General features: G+C 61.9%; 22 protein-coding genes. 21 read left to right on the top strand and 1 reads right to left on the bottom strand.

Going from position 1 to position 20,334, the window contains the following annotated elements; translation table 11 throughout:
- The first annotated feature begins 75 nt into the window (after nt 1-75).
- From mepA to AC13RE_RS26210, 6 genes are all read left to right on the top strand, one after another.
- Nucleotides 76-1,110: a penicillin-insensitive murein endopeptidase gene (gene mepA, locus AC13RE_RS26235; protein WP_488565103.1), complete on the top strand. Its 1,035-nt coding sequence runs from the start codon at nt 76-78 to the stop codon at nt 1,108-1,110.
- A gap of 99 nt (nt 1,111-1,209) precedes the next feature.
- Entirely contained in the window at nt 1,210-1,590 is a 381-nt protein-coding gene (locus AC13RE_RS26230) for a methylglyoxal synthase (RefSeq protein WP_015338371.1), read from the top strand.
- Nucleotides 1,591-1,624: 34 nt separating this feature from the next.
- Nucleotides 1,625-2,647 carry a glucokinase gene (locus AC13RE_RS26225; protein WP_132721052.1) on the top strand — a complete coding sequence of 341 codons (1,023 nt, stop codon included), beginning with the start codon at nt 1,625-1,627 and terminating at the stop codon, nt 2,645-2,647.
- A 262-nt stretch (nt 2,648-2,909) separates the two neighbouring features.
- Entirely contained in the window at nt 2,910-4,649 is a 1,740-nt protein-coding gene (locus tag AC13RE_RS26220; RefSeq protein WP_488565155.1) for an ABC transporter ATP-binding protein, read from the top strand.
- Between the two features lie 14 nt (nt 4,650-4,663).
- Complete coding sequence (gene dapB / locus AC13RE_RS26215) at nt 4,664-5,488, top strand: 4-hydroxy-tetrahydrodipicolinate reductase (RefSeq protein ID WP_488565102.1); 825 nt, start codon at nt 4,664-4,666, stop codon at nt 5,486-5,488.
- A gap of 122 nt (nt 5,489-5,610) precedes the next feature.
- The gene (locus tag AC13RE_RS26210) at nt 5,611-6,246 is read left to right on the top strand and encodes a 2,3-bisphosphoglycerate-dependent phosphoglycerate mutase (RefSeq protein WP_488565101.1); all 636 of its coding nucleotides are present in this window, start codon (nt 5,611-5,613) and stop codon (nt 6,244-6,246) included.
- 193 nt (nt 6,247-6,439) lie between these two features.
- Here AC13RE_RS26210 and phnF read toward each other — a convergent pair whose 3' ends face one another.
- Nucleotides 6,440-7,174, bottom strand: coding sequence for a phosphonate metabolism transcriptional regulator PhnF (gene phnF, locus AC13RE_RS26205; protein WP_488565100.1), 735 nt, complete (start codon nt 7,172-7,174; stop codon nt 6,440-6,442).
- A gap of 101 nt (nt 7,175-7,275) precedes the next feature.
- On the opposite strand from phnF, the gene phnG reads away from it, so the two are divergent.
- From phnG to phnN, 15 genes are all read left to right on the top strand, one after another.
- A complete protein-coding gene (phnG, locus tag AC13RE_RS26200) occupies nt 7,276-7,752 on the top strand; it encodes a phosphonate C-P lyase system protein PhnG (RefSeq protein WP_488565099.1) in 477 nt (158 codons plus the stop codon).
- Nucleotides 7,752-8,378, top strand: a complete 627-nt coding sequence (gene phnH, locus AC13RE_RS26195) for a phosphonate C-P lyase system protein PhnH (RefSeq protein WP_132721048.1) — start codon at nt 7,752-7,754, stop codon at nt 8,376-8,378. Before phnG ends, phnH begins: the two co-directional genes overlap by 1 nt.
- Nucleotides 8,379-8,381: 3 nt before the next feature.
- Entirely contained in the window at nt 8,382-9,491 is a 1,110-nt protein-coding gene (locus AC13RE_RS26190; RefSeq protein ID WP_112414834.1) for a carbon-phosphorus lyase complex subunit PhnI, read from the top strand.
- A complete protein-coding gene (locus tag AC13RE_RS26185) occupies nt 9,488-10,369 on the top strand; it encodes an alpha-D-ribose 1-methylphosphonate 5-phosphate C-P-lyase PhnJ (protein WP_488565098.1) in 882 nt (293 codons plus the stop codon). Before AC13RE_RS26190 ends, AC13RE_RS26185 begins: the two co-directional genes overlap by 4 nt.
- Nucleotides 10,366-11,142, top strand: coding sequence for a phosphonate C-P lyase system protein PhnK (phnK, locus tag AC13RE_RS26180; protein ID WP_015338361.1), 777 nt, complete (start codon nt 10,366-10,368; stop codon nt 11,140-11,142). Before AC13RE_RS26185 ends, phnK begins: the two co-directional genes overlap by 4 nt.
- A 9-nt stretch (nt 11,143-11,151) precedes the next feature.
- Complete coding sequence (gene phnL, locus AC13RE_RS26175) at nt 11,152-11,859, top strand: phosphonate C-P lyase system protein PhnL (protein ID WP_488565097.1); 708 nt, start codon at nt 11,152-11,154, stop codon at nt 11,857-11,859.
- Complete coding sequence (locus tag AC13RE_RS26170; RefSeq protein WP_488565096.1) at nt 11,856-12,473, top strand: DapH/DapD/GlmU-related protein; 618 nt, start codon at nt 11,856-11,858, stop codon at nt 12,471-12,473. The genes phnL and AC13RE_RS26170 overlap by 4 nt, the downstream gene beginning before the upstream one ends.
- A gap of 93 nt (nt 12,474-12,566) precedes the next feature.
- Nucleotides 12,567-13,121 carry a pyridoxamine 5'-phosphate oxidase family protein gene (locus tag AC13RE_RS26165; protein ID WP_132721043.1) on the top strand — a complete coding sequence of 185 codons (555 nt, stop codon included), beginning with the start codon at nt 12,567-12,569 and terminating at the stop codon, nt 13,119-13,121.
- 224 nt (nt 13,122-13,345) lie between these two features.
- The gene (gene phnC, locus AC13RE_RS26160; protein WP_132721042.1) at nt 13,346-14,200 is read left to right on the top strand and encodes a phosphonate ABC transporter ATP-binding protein; all 855 of its coding nucleotides are present in this window, start codon (nt 13,346-13,348) and stop codon (nt 14,198-14,200) included.
- Between the two features lie 95 nt (nt 14,201-14,295).
- The gene (gene phnD, locus AC13RE_RS26155) at nt 14,296-15,207 is read left to right on the top strand and encodes a phosphonate ABC transporter substrate-binding protein (RefSeq protein WP_488565095.1); all 912 of its coding nucleotides are present in this window, start codon (nt 14,296-14,298) and stop codon (nt 15,205-15,207) included.
- Nucleotides 15,208-15,306: 99 nt separating this feature from the next.
- Nucleotides 15,307-16,287 carry a phosphonate ABC transporter, permease protein PhnE gene (gene phnE / locus AC13RE_RS26150; protein WP_488565094.1) on the top strand — a complete coding sequence of 327 codons (981 nt, stop codon included), beginning with the start codon at nt 15,307-15,309 and terminating at the stop codon, nt 16,285-16,287.
- A gap of 8 nt (nt 16,288-16,295) precedes the next feature.
- The gene (phnE, locus tag AC13RE_RS26145) at nt 16,296-17,642 is read left to right on the top strand and encodes a phosphonate ABC transporter, permease protein PhnE (RefSeq protein WP_488565093.1); all 1,347 of its coding nucleotides are present in this window, start codon (nt 16,296-16,298) and stop codon (nt 17,640-17,642) included.
- A gap of 190 nt (nt 17,643-17,832) precedes the next feature.
- On the top strand, nt 17,833-18,519 hold the full coding sequence (locus AC13RE_RS26140; protein ID WP_488565092.1) for a DUF1045 domain-containing protein: 687 nt from the start codon (nt 17,833-17,835) through the stop codon (nt 18,517-18,519).
- Between the two features lie 14 nt (nt 18,520-18,533).
- The gene (locus tag AC13RE_RS26135) at nt 18,534-19,673 is read left to right on the top strand and encodes an alpha-D-ribose 1-methylphosphonate 5-triphosphate diphosphatase (protein ID WP_132721037.1); all 1,140 of its coding nucleotides are present in this window, start codon (nt 18,534-18,536) and stop codon (nt 19,671-19,673) included.
- Nucleotides 19,670-20,275 carry a phosphonate metabolism protein/1,5-bisphosphokinase (PRPP-forming) PhnN gene (phnN, locus tag AC13RE_RS26130; protein WP_488565091.1) on the top strand — a complete coding sequence of 202 codons (606 nt, stop codon included), beginning with the start codon at nt 19,670-19,672 and terminating at the stop codon, nt 20,273-20,275. The genes AC13RE_RS26135 and phnN overlap by 4 nt, the downstream gene beginning before the upstream one ends.
- Nucleotides 20,276-20,334: the final 59 nt, after the last annotated feature.

The following is a 20,334-nucleotide window of genomic DNA, read 5'->3' as shown; positions in this document are numbered from 1 at the left end:
TTCACTTCCATCCTGTTTCAGGATAATCTCGCGGCAAATCACTTCGGCTAATGCCGACCGCCTTCAAGGATATGCATGGCTTCACTTCTGGCTCGCGCCTTTCGAACGATCGGCAAATTCTCTCTCGCAACCTCGATCGGGATGGGCCTTGTCGCCAGCGATGCGCTGGCGCAGCAGGCCACACCTTCGCCCGGCAGCGCAAAAGCGGTCTTCGGCGCCGTGACGCTACCGACACAGGGGCCGCCGCAATCGATCGGCTTCTATGCCAAGGGTTGCCTCGCCGGCGCAGTCGCTCTGCCGGCCGACGGCCCGACGTGGCAGGCGATGCGCCTGTCGCGCAATCGTCGCTGGGGCCGGCCGGAAACGATCGGCCTGCTTGAGCGCCTGTCGCGCGACGCGGCGAAGAATGACGGCTGGCCGGGCCTGCTTGTCGGCGATATCTCGCAGCCGCGCGGCGGCCCGATGATCAACGGTCACGCCTCGCATCAGATCGGCCTTGACGCCGACGTCTGGCTGACGCCGATGCCACGGCGCAAGATGACGGCGGAAGAGCGCGAAGCTATGCCTTTCACCACGATGCTCGCCAAGGACAAGTTCCTGTCGATCAATGACAAGGTCTGGACGCCGGCGCATGCGCGCCTGCTGATGCGCGCGGCGAGCTATCCCGAGGTCGAGCGTATCTTCGTCAACCCGGCGATCAAGAAGAAGATGTGCGAGACCTGGACGGGCGATCGCAGCAATCTCGGTAAGCTGCGGCCGGAATACGGGCACGACTCGCATTTCCATATCCGCCTTCGCTGCCCAGCCGGCTCCGTCGGCTGCACGGGGCAGGCGCCGGTCGCCGCCGGCGATGGCTGCGACAAGTCGCTTGCCTGGTGGTTCGGAGCCGAGCCCTGGGCCAAGCCGAAGCCCAGCACAAAGCCGCCGGTCAAGCCGCGCGAGGTCATGGTCGCCGATCTTCCCAAGGCTTGCCAGGCCGTATTGGCAGCACCTTCGATTGCTTCCGCACGCCCGGCTGCCTCTGGCGCCAAAACTGCCGGCGTTTCTGCGGAGACGGATGCGATGCCGGTTTCGGGCGATACGCCGCCGGGTCAGATTCCGCAGCAATAGATCCTGGATCGTCCTTGCCGGAGGCGTCTTTCAAAACGCGCCCCCTTGGTATAGAAGGCGGGTAAATCGATTGAAAGCATCAGGCGGAGCAAAGATTTCATGGCCGGCAGCAAATGCATCGCACTGATCGCGCATGATCAGAAAAAAGATGCGATGGCAGAGTTTGCACGGCGCAACGAGGCCGCCCTTGCCAATTGGAACATCGTCGCCACGGGTACGACGGGCGGCCGCGTGCTGGATGCCTGCCCCGACCTCAAGGTCACCCGTCTGAAAAGCGGCCCGCTCGGCGGCGACCAGCAGATCGGCGCGCTTATCGCCACCGGCGAGATCGACATGCTCGTCTTCTTCATTGATCCTCTCACTCCGCACCCGCATGACGTCGACGTGAAGGCATTGACGCGGCTTGCCGTTCTCTACGACATTCCGATGGCGCTCAACGAATCCACCGCCGAGCGGCTGATCAAAACACTGAACCATTAATCCGCCTTGCCGGCGGCAGACCACGGACCTGGCCATGCCCGAGCTCAATCACAGTGATGCCCCCTTGCCTTTCCCAATCCTGATCGGCGATATCGGTGGCACCAATGCACGCTTCTCGATCCTTGCCGATGCGGACTCCGAGCAGGAGCACTTCCCGGTCGTGCAGACGGCGAATTTCGCCACGATCGACGATGCGATCAAACTCGCCCTCGAAAACAGCAAAGTTCAGCCGCGCTCGGCAATTCTCGCCATGGCGGGGCCGGTACAGGGCGACGAGATTCCTCTGACCAATTGCCCCTGGGTGATCCGTCCGAAGACGATGATCGCCAATCTCGGCATCGAGGACGTGCTCGTCATCAACGACTTCGAGGCGCAGGCGCTCGCGATCGCCGAGATTTCCGACGAGCATCGCCAAACCATCGGCCAAGCATCCGGGAACATGACCGCATCGCGCGTCGTGCTTGGGCCGGGTACCGGGCTTGGCGTCGGCGCTCTGGTTCATACCCAGCATCAATGGGTGCCCGTGCCGGGCGAAGGCGGGCATATCGATCTTGGACCGCGTACGGAACGCGACCTGCAGATCTGGCCGCATCTGGATCCGATCGAAGGCCGCATCTCGGCCGAGCAAGTGATCTGCGGCCGCGGCCTGCAGAACCTCTATCATGCGATCTGCACGGCCGACGGCATCGAACCGAGTTTGAAGGAACCGGCCGACATCACCAACCACGCGCTCGCCGGCACCAACAGGCAGGCCGAGGAGACGTTGACGCTGTTCGTCACCTATCTCGGCCGCGTCGCCGGCGATATCGCCATGATCTTCATGGCGCGTGGCGGCGTCTACCTTTCCGGCGGCATCCCGCAGAAAATCCTGCCGGCGCTCCAGAAGCCGGAATTCCGCGCAGCCTTCGAGGACAAGGCGCCGCACACTGAAATGATGAAGACGATCCCGACGCACGTGGTCGTCAATCCGCTGGCAGCTCTTTCCGGACTTGCGACCTATGCTCGCAAATCCACCAGCTTCGGCCTTGCGACGGAGGGCCGTCGCTGGCGGCGTTAACGCTTGCCAAACAGCTCAAGGCGCGCCAAAACAGCCGGCGCGCCTCCTTTTTGAAGAGGCCGCCTTCCTCTATAATGGGCCCGGCTCCGTGATCGGCCTTAACCAGCGCGGCAAGCCATGTCTAGCCAAAGCCGTGCTAACTCTTTAATAGAGCCGCGAAAGCACGTGCCAGATGCGGCTCGCTTGGTTCAAGACAGGAAGCCGATTATTGAAATTGCCTGACCCGAAAAGCAAAAACGTCGACAGCGAAGCCATTACCGGCATGCTGAAGCGTATTATCGCCGAGAACGGCCGCGATCACATCCGCGGCTACTCCATCGCGATTACCTGCCTGATCCTCGTTGCGCTTTCGACCGCTTACATCGGCTACATCGTCAAATCGGTCATCGACAGCGCCTTCATCGCGCGCGATATCGTCGATGCCTGGAAAATCTGCTTCAGCATCTTCCTCGTTTTCGTGGTGCGCGGCTTTGCCGGATATTTCCAGTCGGTCATCCTGTCGAAGATCGGCAACAATATCATCGCCCGCTACCAGCGCCGGCTCTATTCACACCTGATGACCCTGTCGGTCGGCTTCTTCAGCGAAGCGCGCTCCGCACAGCTCGCCGCCCGCATCAGCCAGAACGTCTCAGGCATCCGCGATGTGATGAACCTGACGATCACGTCGACGGCACGCGACCTTCTGACCTTCATCGCCCTGCTCTGCGTCATGGTGTTCCAGGATCCGGTGCTCAGCATCGCATTCGTCGTTATCGCGCCGCCGCTCTTCTTCGCGCTGCGCTATATTTCCAAGCGCCTGCGCGCCGCCACGCGCGATGCGATCGTCCTGAACAGCCATGTGCTCGGCGCGATGCAGGAGACCATTCAAGGCGTCTCCATCGTCAAGGCCTTCACGATGGAAGAGGAGCTCGAGCGCAAGATCAATAAGCTGATCACCGCCGCCGAGCACCGGCAGAACCGCATCGCCCGCCTTTCGGAACGCAACGGTCCACTGATCGAAACCGTCGCCGGCTTTGCGATCGCCAGCCTCTTTGCCTATGCCGCTTATCGCTCGATCTACGACAATGTCTCGCCCGGCGTATTCTTCTCCTTCGCCACTTCGCTGCTGCTCGCCTATGATCCGGCGCGCCGCCTTGCCAAGCTGCAGGTGCAGCTCGAGCGGGCGGTCGTTAACGCGCGGATGATCTACGAGCTGCTCGACATGGAGCCGCGCCAGCGCGACCTGCCAGATGCCAAGCCGCTCAAAGTCACCGACGCCCGCATCGAGTTCCGCGACGTGCATTTCGCCTATGGTGACGAATCCGTCCTGTCCGGCGTCAATTTCACAGCCGAAGGCGGACAGACGACCGCACTCGTTGGGCCATCCGGTGCCGGAAAGTCCACCGTCATCAATCTCATCCCGCGCTTCTACGACCCCAAGGCCGGCGGCATCTTCATTGACGGGCAGGACATCGCGCATGTGACGAAACAGTCGCTGCGGGAGCAGCTCGCCTATGTTTCGCAGCAGCCCTATCTCTTCGAAGGCACGATCCGCGACAATATCCGCTACGGCCGCCCGAACGCGACCGATGCCGAGATCGAGGAAGCAGCCCGTCTCGCCTACGCCCATGATTTCATCGAGGCGCAGCCGATGGGCTACGATACACCGGTCGGCGAGAACGGCGTGACGCTTTCCGGCGGCCAGCGGCAGCGACTGTCGATCGCCCGCGCGCTGGTGCGCAATGCACCGATCCTGCTTCTGGACGAAGCGACCTCGGCGCTCGACACGGAATCGGAAGCAGCTGTTCAGAAGGCGCTGGAAGAGGCGATGAGCGGCCGCACGGTCGTCGTCATCGCGCACCGCCTGTCGACGGTTGTTCGCGCCGAGAAGATCGTCGTCATGCAGAACGGCCGAGTTGTCGAAGAGGGCAACCACGAGACGCTTGCGAGGGCCGACAATGGCCTCTACGCTCGGCTCAACAACCTGCAGCTACCGGCGATTTCAAGTAGTTCCCGCAAATAGACGATAGAGACGATATGAGCGACGATGCGATGAAGCTGGTGGTAGTTGGCGCGGCGGGCCGCATGGGACAGGCTCTCATCCGCATCATTCATGCAACCGACGGCGTAACTCTGCATGCCGCTGTTGCCCGTCCCGGCTCCGCCTTCATCGGCAAGGATGCCGGCGAGATCGCCGGGCTTGGGCCGATCGGCATTCCCGTCACCGACGATCCGCTTTCCGCCTTCCTTCATGCCGAAGGTGTCATCGATTTCACGACGCCGGCAACCAGCGTCACCTTTGCCGGCCTCGCCGCACAGGCACGCATCGTCCACATCATCGGCACGACCGGCTGCTCGGATGAGGACGAGGCCAAGTTCAAGGCGGCCGCGCGCCATGCCCGCATCGTCAAATCGGGCAATATGGGTCTCGGCATCAACCTTTTGAGCGTGCTTGTCGAACAGGCGGCGCGGGCATTGCCTTCGAACGACTGGGACATCGAAGTGCTGGAGATGCATCATCGCCACAAGGTCGATGCGCCCTCGGGCACGGCACTCCTGCTCGGCCAGGCGGCGGCGAAGGGCCGCGGCATCGATCTCAATGACAATTCCGTGCGCGTGCGCGACGGCCATACGGGTGCGCGTCCTGCGGGCACGATCGGCTTTGCGACCCTGCGCGGCGGCGGCGTGGTCGGCGATCATTCGGTAATCTTCGCCAGCGAGAGCGAGCGGCTGACGCTGTCGCACAATGCCGGCGACCGATCGCTGTTTGCTCGCGGCGCGCTGCAGGCAGCACTCTGGGCACGCGACAAGAAACCCGGCTTCTATTCCATGCTCGATGTTCTCGGGCTCTCCACACGTTGATCCTATCCCGGAGCGGATCGGCAGGGACCTGCCGACCCGCTCCGGCCTTTTATTGTCTCGCAATTCCGGACGGAAAACCGCTACACACCTTTCCTGGAATTGCTTCATTAAGGAGAAATTTTATGAGCGGCACTCTCGTCCTCGTTCGCCATGGCCAGAGCGACTGGAATTTGAAGAATCTCTTCACCGGCTGGAAGGATCCCGATCTGACGGCGCTTGGCGTCGAAGAAGCCAAAACCGGCGGCAAGGCTCTGGCCGATTACGGCATCAAGTACGATATCGCCTTTACCTCGGCACTCACACGCGCCCAGCACACGCTGAAAATCATCCTCGATGAAATCGGCCAGCAGGGCCTCGAAACCATCAAGGATCAGGCTCTGAACGAGCGCGACTATGGCGATCTCTCCGGCCTGAACAAGGATGACGCCCGCGCCAAGTGGGGCGAAGAGCAGGTCCACATCTGGCGCCGCTCCTACGACGTCCCGCCGCCCGGTGGCGAAAGCCTGCGCGACACCGGCGCCCGCGTCTGGCCCTATTACCTGACCGAAATCCTGCCGCGCGTGCTTGCCGGCCAGAATGTGCTGGTGGCCGCCCATGGCAATTCGCTGCGCTCGCTCGTCATGGTTCTCGATCGCCTGAGCAAGGCGCAGATCCTCGAACTCAACCTCGCGACCGGCGTGCCGATGGTCTACAAGCTCAAGGCCGATTCCACCGTCGCCTCGAAGGAAGTCCTCGGCGACATGTCCGGCGCGCATTGAGCGCAATCTATTTGGGCTGGAAAGCCCCTCACCCTAGCCCTCTCCCCGCAAGCGGAGAGAGGGGACTATCTCTTCCAAAATTCCCGATTCCAACGGGATTGCGATGCGACGGAGAGCGCGTTTTTCCCCTTCTCTCCGCCGGCGGGGAGAAGGTGGCCGATAGGCCGGATGAGGGGCTACCCCCCGCCCACTCTCAATTCTCGACAGTGAAGCGCACCCTGTCGGCGGCGAAGCGGGAAATCGAGTATTGCACCGGGACATTGTCGAGATCCGCATTCAGCGCCTGTGCGACGAGAACAATGGCGCCCGGGGATAGCTGCAGATCGGTGAGATCGCTTTCGTCGGCATGCGTCGCGGTGATCTCGGTGACGACGCGGACGTAATCGGGCACGCCAAGCTCCTTGAATGCCTTGGTGATCGAACCGGTCGTCCGATAGACCTCCGCGATATCGCCGAAACGATCTGCCGGAAACCAGCTGGTGGCGCGCGATACCGGCCGATGATCCGCCTGACCCAGCGTTTCGAGCCTTATCAGCGGCGTGCCGGTCCTGATCTTTAGCTGCCTGGCCAATTCGGCGCTGGCGGCCTCTTCACCTGATGCAAGCAGTACGCTGCGGGTCTCGCGCACCTGATCGCCGATCCCTTGCGAAAATCGCGTGCGCCTTGAAATCGGAAAACTCAGCCGCTCCTTGCGCTCGATGAGCGTCCCCCGCCCCTGCACGGCCCTGACGATGCCTTCCTGGGCAAGCGCCGCCAACGCACTTCTGATCGTGTGCCTGTTGACGCCGAACTGCAGCGCCAGCACCGTTTCCGGCGGCACCATGCCCGTCTCGTCGAAGTCGCCGTGATTGATGGACGTACGAATCCGGTCGGCAATCTGCCGCCAGAGCGCCACCCCCGTCTGCCTCTGTATCTTCTGCCCTGCCATTTCGCCCACTCGCCCTGTCACACGCTTGTCACGACTCACTAATAGATATAAATATATCTTGTATGGTTGTCTATATCAATAGACATTTAGAGGAAGGCGCGATGAATTCAGCACAAAGGCAGGAAGCGGCGGCACAAGAGCGGCGGGAACGCAAGCGCGTCGCCGATCTCTTGGCGCAGGCAGAACGCGACGAGCTAGAGGCGGCCTGGGAAGCATTGCCGAGCAAGCCGACAGTCCAGCCGGTGCGCGGCCCCGAAACCGGGCTGGTCATGGTGCGCGGCCGCATCGGTGGTGGCGGCTCCCCCTTTAACCTCGGCGAAGTCACGGTGACACGCGCTACCGTCCGGCTGGCATCCAACACGATCGGCCATGCGCACGCGCTCGGCACAGATCGCGAAAAGGCCCGCCTTTCGGCCATCTTCGATGCACTCTGGCAGCAATCGACCACGAAGGAATTCGTCGAAAAGGCGATCCTGCAGCCCGTGACCGAACGTATCGAAAACTATGACCGCAAGCGCGCCGAAGAGACGGCAGCAACTCGCGTCGATTTCTTCACCATGGTTCGCGGAGAAGATTGATGAGCCTTTCCAGCACCCCAACCTTCGGCAACGAAGCCCTGACCGGCGGCTTCACCGATCCGGTTTTCGACGCCCAGAGTGTCTTCAAGATGACGATGGACGCCATGGCGCGTCCCGGCACCCTGCAGACCGTTGCGGCCGACATTGCGCCGCCGGCTCCGCTCGGCATCGCTGCCGGCGCCATCGGGCTCACCCTTTGCGATCACGACACGCCGGTCTGGCTCTCCAATGGTCTCGCGCGATCGAGCCTGCCGGAATGGCTGGCATTCCATACCGGCGCACCCATCATATCGGAGCGGCTGGAGGCACATTTTGCCTTTCTTGAAGCTGGTATGGCGCTTTCCTCCTTCAGCCAGTTCGGCATCGGCACCCAGGAATATCCGGACCGTTCCACGACCATTGTGCTTGAGATCGAAAGCCTGGAAGGCGGCAAGGACCTGGCGCTTTCCGGCCCTGGGATCAAGGACATCACCATGATTGCGCCAATCGGCTTGCCGGATGCGCTGCTGCGCATCTGGAACGACAATCGCGCCCTTTTCCCGCGCGGCGCCGATCTCATCCTGACGGCGGGCCGGCAATTCCTTTGCCTGCCGCGCACCACCAAGATCACTGCGACGGAGATGTAACATATGTATGTTGCCGTAAAGGGCGGCGAAGCCGCCATCGCCAATGCTCACCGGCTGCTGGCCGACCGTCGCCGCGGCGACCGCTCGCTGCCGGCTGTCGGTATCGACCAGATCGTGGCGCAGCTCGCACTCGCCGTCGACCGCGTCATGGCCGAGGCCTCGCTCTATGACCGGACGCTCGCCGCACTTGCAGTTCGCCAGGCGCGCGGCGACATGATCGAGGCGATCTTCCTGCTCAGAGCCTACCGCACGACGCTGCCGCGCTTTGGCTATTCCCAGCCGCTCGACACTTCAGCAATGAAGATCGAGCGCCGCATCTCGGCGACCTATAAGGATTTGCCCGGCGGCCAACTTCTCGGCCCGACCTTCGACTACACGCACCGCCTGCTCGACCCGAGCCTCCTGACAGACGAGCCTGTGGACGAGCCGATGCAGCGCCCGGCGGAAGACGGCCGCGTCATGCGCGTTTCCGAAATTCTCGATCAGGAAGGGTTGATCGAAGGTGACGGCACCATGCCCGTCGATCACGAGATCGGCGACCTGACGCGCGAGCCACTGGAATTCCCAATGACCCGAGACCTTCGCCTGCAGGCGCTCGCCCGCGGCGATGAAGGCTTTCTACTGGCGCTCGGCTATTCGACCCAGCGCGGTTACGGCCGCACCCACCCCTTCACCGGCGAAATCCGCATCGGCGAAGTTGAGGTCGAATTCGACGTACCGGAACTCGGTTTTGCCGTCTCGCTCGGCCGCATCCAGGTGACCGAATGCCAGATGGTCAACCAGTTCAAGGGTTCAGCCAAGGCGCCGCCGCAGTTCACCCGCGGCTATGGCCTGGTCTTCGGCCAGAGCGAGCGCAAGGCGATGGCCATGTCGCTGGTCGACCGCGCGCTACGTGCCGAAGAGCTCGGCGAAGACATCGTTGCGCCGGCTCAGGACGAGGAATTCGTCATTTCGCATTCCGACAACGTGCAGGCGACCGGCTTCGTCGAACATCTGAAGCTGCCGCACTATGTCGACTTCCAGGCCGAACTCGACCTGGTGCGGCGTATGCGCCGCGACTTCGAGGCCGCTCGCGATCGCGGCATGGAACCCATGACGGAGGCAGCCGAATGACCGAACTCGCCACCTACAATTTCGCCTATCTCGACGAGCAGACCAAGCGGATGATCCGCCGTGCCATCCTGAAGGCGATCGCCATTCCCGGCTATCAGGTTCCCTTCGCCTCGCGCGAAATGCCGATGCCGTACGGCTGGGGCACCGGCGGCGTTCAGCTGACGGCATCCATTATCGGTCCGCAGGACGTTCTGAAGGTGATCGACCAGGGTGCCGACGACACGACGAACGCCGTCTCCATCCGCGCCTTCTTCCAGAAGGTCGCCAATGTCGCCGTGACCACCCGCGCGGAAGAGGCGACCATCATCCAGACGCGCCACCGCATTCCGGAGGCGAAGCTTGGCTCCAACCAGGTGCTCGTCTACCAGGTACCGATCCCGGAACCCTTACGTTTCCTCGAGCCGCGCGAGACCGAGACGCGCAAGATGCACGCGCTCGAGGAATATGGCCTCATGCATGTGAAGCTCTATGAGGATATCGCCCGCAACGGTCGCATCGCCACGACCTATGCCTATCCGGTCAAGGTCGCCGGCCGCTATGTGATGGACCCCTCGCCGACGCCGAAGTTCGACAATCCGAAAATGCACTTGTCCGACGCGCTGCAGCTGTTCGGCGCCGGCCGTGAGAAGCGTATCTATGCCGTGCCGCCCTACACCGAAGTCGTCAGCCTGGATTTCGAGGACCATCCCTTCGAAGTGCAGCGCTTCGACAAGCCCTGCGCGCTTTGCGGAGCCGAGCAGGTCTATCTTGACGAGGTGATCCTCGACGACAAGGGCGGACGCATGTTCGTCTGCTCCGATACCGATTTCTGCGAAGACCGTCGCGCCCACGGCCATATCGGCTCGATGCTGGCACCCAACCAGGAGGCTGCCGAATGAGTGACTCACCCCTTCTGAAGGTCAAGGACGTCTCGAAATTCTACGGCAGCCGCATCGGATGCCGCGATGTGTCCTTCGAGCTCTGGCCTGGCGAAGTACTGGCCATTGTCGGCGAATCCGGTTCCGGCAAGACGACGCTGCTCAATTGCATCTCGACGCGGCTGCTGCCGACGACGGGCAGCGTCGAATACCACATGCGCGACGAGACCTATCGCGATCTGTTCCGCATGAACGAGGCCGAGCGGCGCTTCCTGATGCGCACCGACTGGGGCTTCGTGCATCAGAACCCGGCCGATGGCCTGCGCATGACGGTTTCCGCCGGCGCCAATGTCGGCGAGCGGCTGATGGCGATCGGCAACCGCCACTACGGCAATATCCGCAACACCGCCATTGACTGGCTGGAGCGGGTGGAGATCGATGCCGACCGCATCGACGACCAGCCGCGCGCCTTCTCGGGCGGCATGCGCCAGCGCCTGCAGATCGCCCGCAATCTGGTGACCGGCCCTCGCCTCGTCTTCATGGACGAACCGACCGGCGGCCTCGACGTCTCCGTGCAGGCCCGTCTGCTTGACCTCGTGCGTGGCCTCGTCAACGATCTCGGCCTTTCGGCCATCATCGTCACGCACGATCTCGCGGTTGCCCGTCTCCTGTCGCATCGGATGATGGTGATGAAGGACGGACAGGTAATCGAACACGGTTTGACCGACCGGGTGCTCGACGATCCGCGCGAACCCTATACGCAACTGCTGGTCTCTTCGATCCTGCAGGTCTGAGGAACAAACATGGCAACCCCACTCGTCGTTTCCGAAGTCTTCAAGAGCTTCACCATGCATCTGCGCGACGGCATCCGCCTGCCTGTCGTCGCCGATGTCTCCTTCTCCGTCGCCGCGCGCGAATGCGTCGTGCTCGGCGGTCCGTCCGGCATTGGCAAGAGTTCGCTGCTGAAGATGATCTATGGCAATTATGCCGTCGACAGCGGCCAAATCCTTGTTACTCACCGGGACAGGATCGTCGATCTCGCCACGGCCGATCCGCGCACCGTGCTCGATGTCCGTCGCCAGACCATGGGCTATGTCAGCCAGTTCCTGCGCACCGTGCCGCGCGTTGCCGCCATCGATGTGGTTGCCGAGCCGTTGCTCAGCCGTGGCGTGACCGTGAGCGAGGCCCGCGACAGGGCCGCGGAACTGCTCGCACAACTGAACTTGCCGAAGGAACTCTGGCAGCTGCCGCCTGCCACCTTCTCCGGCGGCGAGCAGCAGCGCGTCAACATTGCGCGCGGCTTCATCACCGACCACGCCATCCTGCTGCTCGACGAGCCAACGGCGTCGCTCGATGCCCGCAACCGGGCCGTTGTCGTCGACATGATCGAGCAGAAGAAGAAAGCCGGCGTCGCGCTTCTCGGCATTTTCCATGACGAGGAGGTGCGCGAGGCCGTCGGCAGCCGCATTCTCGATGTCTCGCAGTTCTCGCCGCGGAAGGCCGCCGCATGAGCCGCAAATTGGGCGAAACGCCTTTCATCAGCCCTTCGGCGAGCGTCAGCAATTCGACGCTCGGCCGCTATACCGAAGTCTCCGACCGCTGCCGCATCGACGAAGTCGAGATTGGCGACTATTCCTACATCATGCAGGATGGTGCGGTCTGGTGCGCGACGATCGGCAAGTTCGTCAACATCGCCGCCGCCGTGCGTATCAACGCCACCAACCATCCGACATGGCGCGCCACGCTGCACCATTTCACCTACCGGGCCGCCGACTACTGGCCGGATGCCGATATGGAGACGGATTTCTTCACCTGGCGGCGCGACAACCGGGTCATCATCGGTCACGACGTCTGGATCGGCCATGGTGCCACCATCCTGCCGGGTGTAACGGTCGGCAATGGTGCCGTCATTGGGGCGGGCGCGGTCGTCTCCAAAGATGTCGCGCCCTACACGATCGTCGGCGGCGTGCCGGCCAAGCTGATCCGCGAACGCTTCACCGCCGAAGTCGGTGCGCGCATGGATAGACTTGCCTGGTGGGATTGGAATCACGACCGCCTGCGCACGGCGCTTGCCGATTTCCGCACCCTGTCTGCGGAAGAGTTTTTGGGTCGTTACGCCGCCTGAGGACGCTTTCTACCCTCATCGGGCTTGCGAGGCGGTGACAAGCGATCCAGCTTTCAGATGATCCTTGCAAGGACGGGATCGAGAGGAGTTTCCATGGCAAAGCAATTTTCCAGCATCGACGACCGGCTGCGCGATTTCATCGCGCGGCAGCACATCTTCTTCACGGCATCTGCGACATCGGCGTCCCGGGTCAATGTTTCGCCGCGCGAAACGCTGTGCCTGCGCATCATCTCCCCAAATACCGCCATCTATCTCGACCGCACCGGCAGCGGCAATGAGACATCGGCCCATATGAAGGCCGATGGCCGGCTGACGATCATGTTTTGCGCCGTCGAAGGGCCGCCGATGATCCTGCGCCTCTATGGCCGCGGGCGGATCATCCATCGCTCGACACCCGAATATCGGGAATTGCTGCACGATCACTATGCGGGCGAAGAGCCCCTCGGCGCACGGCAGATCGTATGGCTGGACTTCGATCTCGTGCAGACCTCCTGCGGCTTCGGCGTACCGCTCTTTTCCTATGAAGGCGAGAGGCCGAGCCTCGACCAGTGGGCCAAAGCCAAGGGTCCTGATGGCATTGAAGAATATCGGCGCGAGAAGAATAGCTTCAGCATGGACGGCCTGCCGACAGGCATGTTTGACGGCTAAACATAACGGAAAGCTCTCAGCCGGCTAATCTTGCAAAAACGACGGGAATTGTAACAGCAGTTACATAAAACTGACATCGGAGCTTCATGAAGCGGGACTAATCGGTTGCCTTGTGATTGGCGCCGACCCCGTCGAAACTCCCTTCGAGGCAGGGGCATGCGCCCATTCTTAGCACCGGTACCGCTGAAATTTCTGCAGCCCGGCAGCCGCGAAAGGGAAGCACTATGTTCGAACTCAGGAATGTCTCGCGCCGGTTTGGAAACAAGCTCGCTGTCGATTCCGTGACTTTGGACATACCGCAGGGACAGATGGTCGGCGTCATAGGCCGATCCGGTGCCGGCAAGTCGACTTTGCTGCGCATGATCAATCGCCTCGCCGATCCGAGTTCCGGTTCCATCCATTTCGCCGGCACCGAGGTTTCGAAGCTCAGCGGCCGTGCGCTGCGCAGCTGGCAGCGCGATTGCGCCATGATCTTCCAGCAGTTCAACCTCGTTCCGCGCCTCGACGTGCTTACCAACGTCATGCTCGGCCGCCTCAACCAGCGCTCGACGGTACTGAGCCTGCTGTCCGTCTTTTCCCGTGAGGAACGCATTGAAGCCATCGCGGCACTCGAGCGCCTCGGCATCGAGCAGACGGCTCTGCAGATGGCCGGCACGCTTTCCGGCGGCCAGCAGCAGCGCGTCGCCATCGCTCGCGCCCTGATGCAGCAGCCGAAGATGATGCTGGCCGACGAGCCGATCGCCTCGCTCGATCCCCTGAATGCCAAGATCGTCATGGATGCGCTACGGGATATCAACGAGCGCGAAGGTATCACCGTCATCACCAATTTGCATACGCTGGATACGGCGCGCAATTACTGCGAACGCATCGTCGGCATGGCAGGTGGCAAAGTCGTCTTCGACGGCAAGCCGACCGATCTGACGGCAGCCGCCGTCAAGGAAATCTACGGCACCGACAAGGACGGCGCCGGCATCGACGAGACCATGACGTCGACATCCATCAACATCGCCGATCCGGCCGCCCAAGCCGCGGCGACTGAATCTGCCGGCCCGCAACCGCTGGCACTGGCCGGTCTCTGAGAGGGACGGCCGGGATCGAAGGCCCGCGTCAAGGGCGCATTTCTTCTATCAGACCGAAGACATCCGGGGACACCGGTTAATCAGGAGACGAACCCATGTTGAAGAAAGCACTCTTTGCCGCTACGGCGCTCGTTGCGCTCGCAGCCGGCGCTGCTGCCAACGCCGCAGATCTCAAGGAATTCCGCGTCGGTATTCTCGGCGGTGAAAACGAAGCCGACCGCCTGCGCAACTACGCCTGCCTTTCCGACCACCTGAAGAAGGAATTCGGTTTCGAGAAGGTTTCGCTGTTCCCGGCTGCCGACTATAACGGCGTTATCCAGGGCCTGCTCGGCGGCACGCTCGACTTCGCAGAACTCGGCGCTTCCGGCTACGCAGCCGTCGCCATCAAGGACCCGAAGGCCGTTACCCCGATTCTGACCACACAGCAGACCGACGGTGCGACCGGCTACTATTCGATCGGCCTCGCTCTCAAGTCCTCCGGCATCAAGACGATCGCCGACGCCAAGGGAAAGAAGCTCGGCTATGCCGATCCGGACTCCACGTCGGGCTACCTCGTTCCGCTGACGCAGATTCCGAAGACCACCGGCGCCCCGAACGACAAGTTCTTCGCCTCGACCCAGTTCAACGGCGGCCATGAGAACAACCTGCTCGCCGCCTATGACGGCAAGGTCGACGTTGCTGTCGACGATTCCTCGGGCATCGGCAATTTCAAGGATGGCTTCACCTCCGGTACCTTCCGCAAGGCCGTCGACAAGGGTACCGTCGACCCGAACAAGCTCGTCGAAGTTTGGCGTTCGCCGCTGATCCCGAACGGCCCGCTCGTCGTTCGCAACGCTCTCGGCACCGAATGGCAGACCAAGCTGGCCGACTTCTTCCTGAAGCTGCCGAGCACCGACGCCAAGTGCTTCAATGCTATCGAAGGCGGCGACTTCAAGGGCTACGTCAAGGTTACCCCGGATTTCTACAACGCCGTTATCGAAGTTCGTAAGGCTGCCATCGGCGGCTGATCCGCATCCCGATAATGGGGCGGCCGGCAACGGCCGCCCTTTTGCTATTCACACACCTTTGCCATTCACACCCTTTGCAATTCACAAGGGCAGGATTTCATGACGATCGCCGATACGCACCCGAACATACAAAGCGCGCCGCAGAGCGCCAAGGAGATCGGCGACGCCTGGAGCAAGATGGTGGCCAAGCGCCGCCTCTACACCGGCATCGGTCTCGTGATCCTGCTCGTCGCCTTCATCAGCTCGGTGCGCTTCGCCGACGAAAACAACGCTGGTCATTTCTTCGACCGCCTGCCGCATCTCTTCGATTTCCTGAGCTGGCTCATTCCCAAGGACTGGGCGGACGTCTACCGCGCGCTTTTCGACCTGCCGAGCCCGAACGGGGCCAATGGCGCCGGCGGCGAGGAGTTCAATTTCCCGCTCGGCCGCGTTTATGTCTGGGGCGATTTCTACATTCCCGAATATTTCGAGCTGATGATCGTCACGATCAACGTGGCGCTGGTATCGACCATCATCGGCTTCGTCTTTGCCGTGCCTTTGAGCTTCTTCGCTGCGCGTAACATGTCGCCATCCAATCCGATCCGGCTGGTGACCAAGCGCATCATGGAATTCCTGCGCGCCTTTCCCGAGATTGTCATCGCCGGACTGTTTTCGGCGATCCTGTCGATCGGCCCGATCGCCGCCATCATCGCCGTCGGCCTGCATACGATCGGTGCGCTCGGCAAGCTCTTCTATGAAGTCGTCGAGAATATCGACATGAAACCCGACGAGGGCATGCGCGCCGTCGGCGCGAGCTGGAGCGAGCGCGTCCGCTTTGCCGCCCTGCCACAGGTGCTGCCGAACTTCATGTCCTATGCGCTGCTGCGCCTCGAGATCAATGTTCGCGCCTCCACCATCATCGGCGCCGTCGGCGGCGGCGGCATCGGCGAGGAGCTGAAGCTTGCGATTTCGCGCGGCTTCGGCGCCAAGACATTGGCGCTGGTGCTGCTTCTCTTCCTGACGATCATCGCCGTCGATCAGTTTTCCGCGTGGCTCCGCCGCCGTCTGGTCGGCGAACATGCCTTCCTTTTGCAGCATTGAGGTTGACCATGTCCATCATCGACGCGAGCCGCATGCAGGAAATGGAAGCACGTTACCCGGAGGTTCTTCACCGGTCCTTCCGCCAGCGCTTCGGTGCGCTGATGATATTCATCGGCGTCATCCTCTACGGCATCTATGCAGTCTGGTTCTTCGATCTGCCGAAAGTCATTTCCGAAGCACGCTGGGAACGCGTCGGCATCTATCTCAGCGAATGGGTGAGCTATGACGTGCAGCCGGAGTTCCGCATCTCCGGCGACAAGATCACCATCAAATATCCGCGTTTTTCGCCGCTGGGCGACAATCCGAATCCCGACTGGGTGAAGACCAACCCCGATGGCAGCATGACGGTTTCCGTCAGCGGCACGAGCCGCACGGTAACCGTCACCAAGACGCAGGCCATCGTGACGGCGCATGGCATCACAATTCCGATCGATATTGCCGGCGATGTGCCGAAAATCGTCGGCTCCGAGCCCGTTCCCAGCTGGATGACGGTCTATGACGACAATATCCTGGTCAATCTCGGCTTTGCGGGCGATGCCAGCATTTCCACCGACCGCGTGAAGATCCGCAAGCGCTTTCTCGGCTGGGCCAACTTCGTCTTCGATACGCATTCGCCCTTCTTCGACAAGCCGGCGAGTGAGGTCATCAGCCTGATCGTATCCGGGCCGCGGCTGGACCCCACGCAATCCAATCTCTCGCTGGCCTTCGACAATGTCTGGAACAATAGCGCATGGCAGCACGGCGACGTCTGGACCAAACTGTTCCAGACCATCGTCATGGCCTTCCTCGGAACGTTGCTCGGTTCGCTCGCGGCATTCCCGCTCGCCTTTCTGGCAGCCCGCAACATCACGCCGAACCGGCTGCTCAATCAGGTGCTGAAACGCCTCTTCGACTTCCTGCGTTCGGTCGACATGCTGATCTGGGCACTGTTCCTGACCCGCGCCTTCGGCCCCGGCCCGCTTGCCGGCAGCGGCGCGATCTTCCTCACCGAGACAGGCACGCTCGGTAAGCTCTACTCCGAAGGTCTGGAGAATATCGACAACAAGCCGCGCGAGGGCGTCAAGTCTACCGGTTCGCCGACCATTCTCGTGCATCGCTACGGGATCGTGCCGCAGATCGTTCCGGTCATCGTCAGCCAGACGCTCTACCAATGGGAATCCAACGTGCGTGGCGCCACCATCATCGGCGCCGTCGGCGCTGGCGGCATCGGCCTCAAGCTTTGGGAAGCGATGCGCACCAACGCCAACTGGGAAAACGTCGCCTATATGGTGCTGTTGATCCTCATCGTCGTCTTCCTTTTCGACGCTGCATCCAACGCCTTGCGCTCGCGGCTGATGGGCACGCGAACGAAATAAAAAAGATCGGGAAAAAAATCGTTTCCCATCATCATTCTGTCACGGGAATCCGGTAGCGCAGGCCGGCAAGACCGTAACGGTCAGGCCGGCTTTAGCCGGATTCGAACCGTTGCTGCCTTGCTGCTCTTGCGGTTTGAAGCAAATCACCCAACAGTGTCCTGCGCAGCCGATTTTTCCAAGGAATGCAGCCTTGCGCTATGCTCTCTACTTCACGCCGCCAAAAGACGATCTGTTGACATCGCTTGCCGCTCGCTGGCTTGGCCGCGATGCGTTTTCCGGTGAGATTTTTTCCGACAAGGCCATGGGTCCCCTGCCGGAAGGCCATGCCGAATTGACGGCCGATCCGCGCCGCTACGGCTTTCATGCCACGCTGAAGGCGCCGTTCGAGCTGGCCGCTTCGGTGACCGAGCGCGATCTCCTCGAAGTTGCCGCTGAATTCGCCTCGCAGACCAAGGCTTTCACCATTCCGGAACTTGTGCTCGGCCAACTCGGCCATTTCTTCGCGCTCGTGCCCAGCACCGTTTACGAGCCGTTACAGGATTTCGCCTCGCGCGTCGTGAAAACCTTCGAGCCTTTGCGCGCACCGCTTTCGGACCATGACATCGCAAGGCGTAAGCCGGAAGGTTTGACGGAGCCGCAGCGCGCCAATCTGCTGCGCTGGGGCTATCCTTACGTCAATGACGAGTTCCGTTTTCACATGACGCTGACGGGACGCGTTCCGGCCGAACGGCAGGCCGAGATGCATGAGGTGCTGCGCGAACGTTTCGCCGAGCATACCGGCAAGCCGCTCGATATTTCCGGCCTCGCCATCTTCGTCGAAGAAGAGCGTGGTGCTCCCTTTACTGTCCGTTCCTGGCTGCCGCTTGCCGGCGCCTAATATGAAGAGCCGATATGACCAAAGAAACCGTCCTTTCCAACGCCCGCATCGTCCTCGAAGACAAGATCATCGAAGGTTCGGTGCTGATCCGTGACGGTCGCATTGCCGCCATCTCCGAAGGCAAGTCCGATATCGGCGAGGATTTCGAGGGCGATTTTCTGATCCCCGGGCTGGTCGAACTGCATACGGACCATCTGGAAGCGCATTATTCCCCGCGCCCGGGCGTTCGCTGGAACAAGACGGCGGCGATCCAGGCGCATGATGCCCAGATCGTCACCTCGGGCATCACGACCGTGTTCGACTGCCTGCGCATGGGCTCGGACGAGGATGGCGGATTCGAAAAGGGCGAGATGCGCGACATGGCCGACGCGATCCAGGCGGCCCAGCGTGAAGACCGCCTGCGCGCCGATCACCTGATCCACCTGCGCTGCGAAGTCTCTTCCGACAACGTGCTCGACCACTTCCAGGATTTCGAGAAGGACCCTTACGTGCGTCTGGTCTCGCTGATGGACCACGCGCCGGGCCAGCGCCAGTTCCAGACGATGGATCAGTACATCTTCTACTATCAGAAGAAGCGCGGGCTCAGCGACGAGGCCTTTGCCAAGTTCGTTGCCAAGCGGCAGGAAGAATCGGCCAAGTATGCCACGCCGCATCGTGACGCGATCTCCAAGGTCTGCGCCGAACGCGGCATAACGGTCGCCAGCCATGACGATGCAACGCTCGCCCATGTCGACGAAGCCATCAACTACGGCGTTCGCCTGGCGGAGTTTCCGACCAGTATCGATGCCGCCAAGGCTTCCCACGGTGCCGGCATGAGCGTGCTGATGGGCGCACCCAATATCGTGCGTGGCAAGTCGCATTCGGGCAATATCGCCGCACGCGACCTCGCCGAACTCGGCGTACTCGATGTGCTTTCCTCCGATTACGTTCCGCTCAGCCTGTTGCATGCGCCCTTCATCCTCGCGGACGAAGTCGAGGGCATTTCGCTGCCGCAGGCGATCGCCATGGTGACGGCGACGCCCGCAAGGACCGTTAGCCTGAACGATCGCGGCCGCATCGCAGAGGGCCTGCGCGCTGATCTCGTGCGCGTCCGTCGCGATCATGGCGTTCCGGTTACGCGCTCCGTCTGGCGGGAAGGACGCCGGGTGGCATGAGCGCAAGCGCCAATCTCGAGCCGGCTAATCTCGGCCTGACGGATGCGACGGCGGGCACGCTCGCTGTCGTCGTCGGCCCGAGCGGCGCCGGCAAGGATACGCTGATGAATCTGGCCGCCCGGCATTTTGCCGGCCGGCAGGATGTCCATTTCGTGCGCCGCGTCATCACGCGCGATGGCGATGCGGGCAATGAGGACCACAGAAGCGTTTCCGAAGCGGATTTCGATGCGATGGAACAGGCCGGCGCCTTCGCCGTCTCCTGGGAAGCGCACGGCCTGAAATACGGCATTCCGGCCGACGTCTTCGATGAGCTTGCGCAGGGCCATCTGGTGATCGCCAATGGCTCACGCTCGGCGCTGCATCACTTCCAGAGCGCATTTCCACGTCTGAAGGTCATCAACATCACGGCGACACGCGAAGTGCTGGCCGAACGGTTGATGGCGCGCGGACGCGAGAGCCGTGAGGACGTGCTAAAGCGGCTGGAAAGAAGCTCGCTGACCGTTGAGGGCAGCTACGACGTCGCCGATATCGACAATAGCGGCACGCTCGAAGAAGCGGAACGCGCGATCGTTTCGGTGCTGGAAACGCTGATTGGGAAATGAAGTCGGACAATCTAGCACTTAGCCTGACGGCTAAATGCTGATTTTGCTTTCCCGCCCGC

Source organism: Martinezella sp. CNPSo 3959 (assembly GCF_057784355.1).
This window is presented reverse-complemented; position numbering and strand designations above follow the sequence as displayed.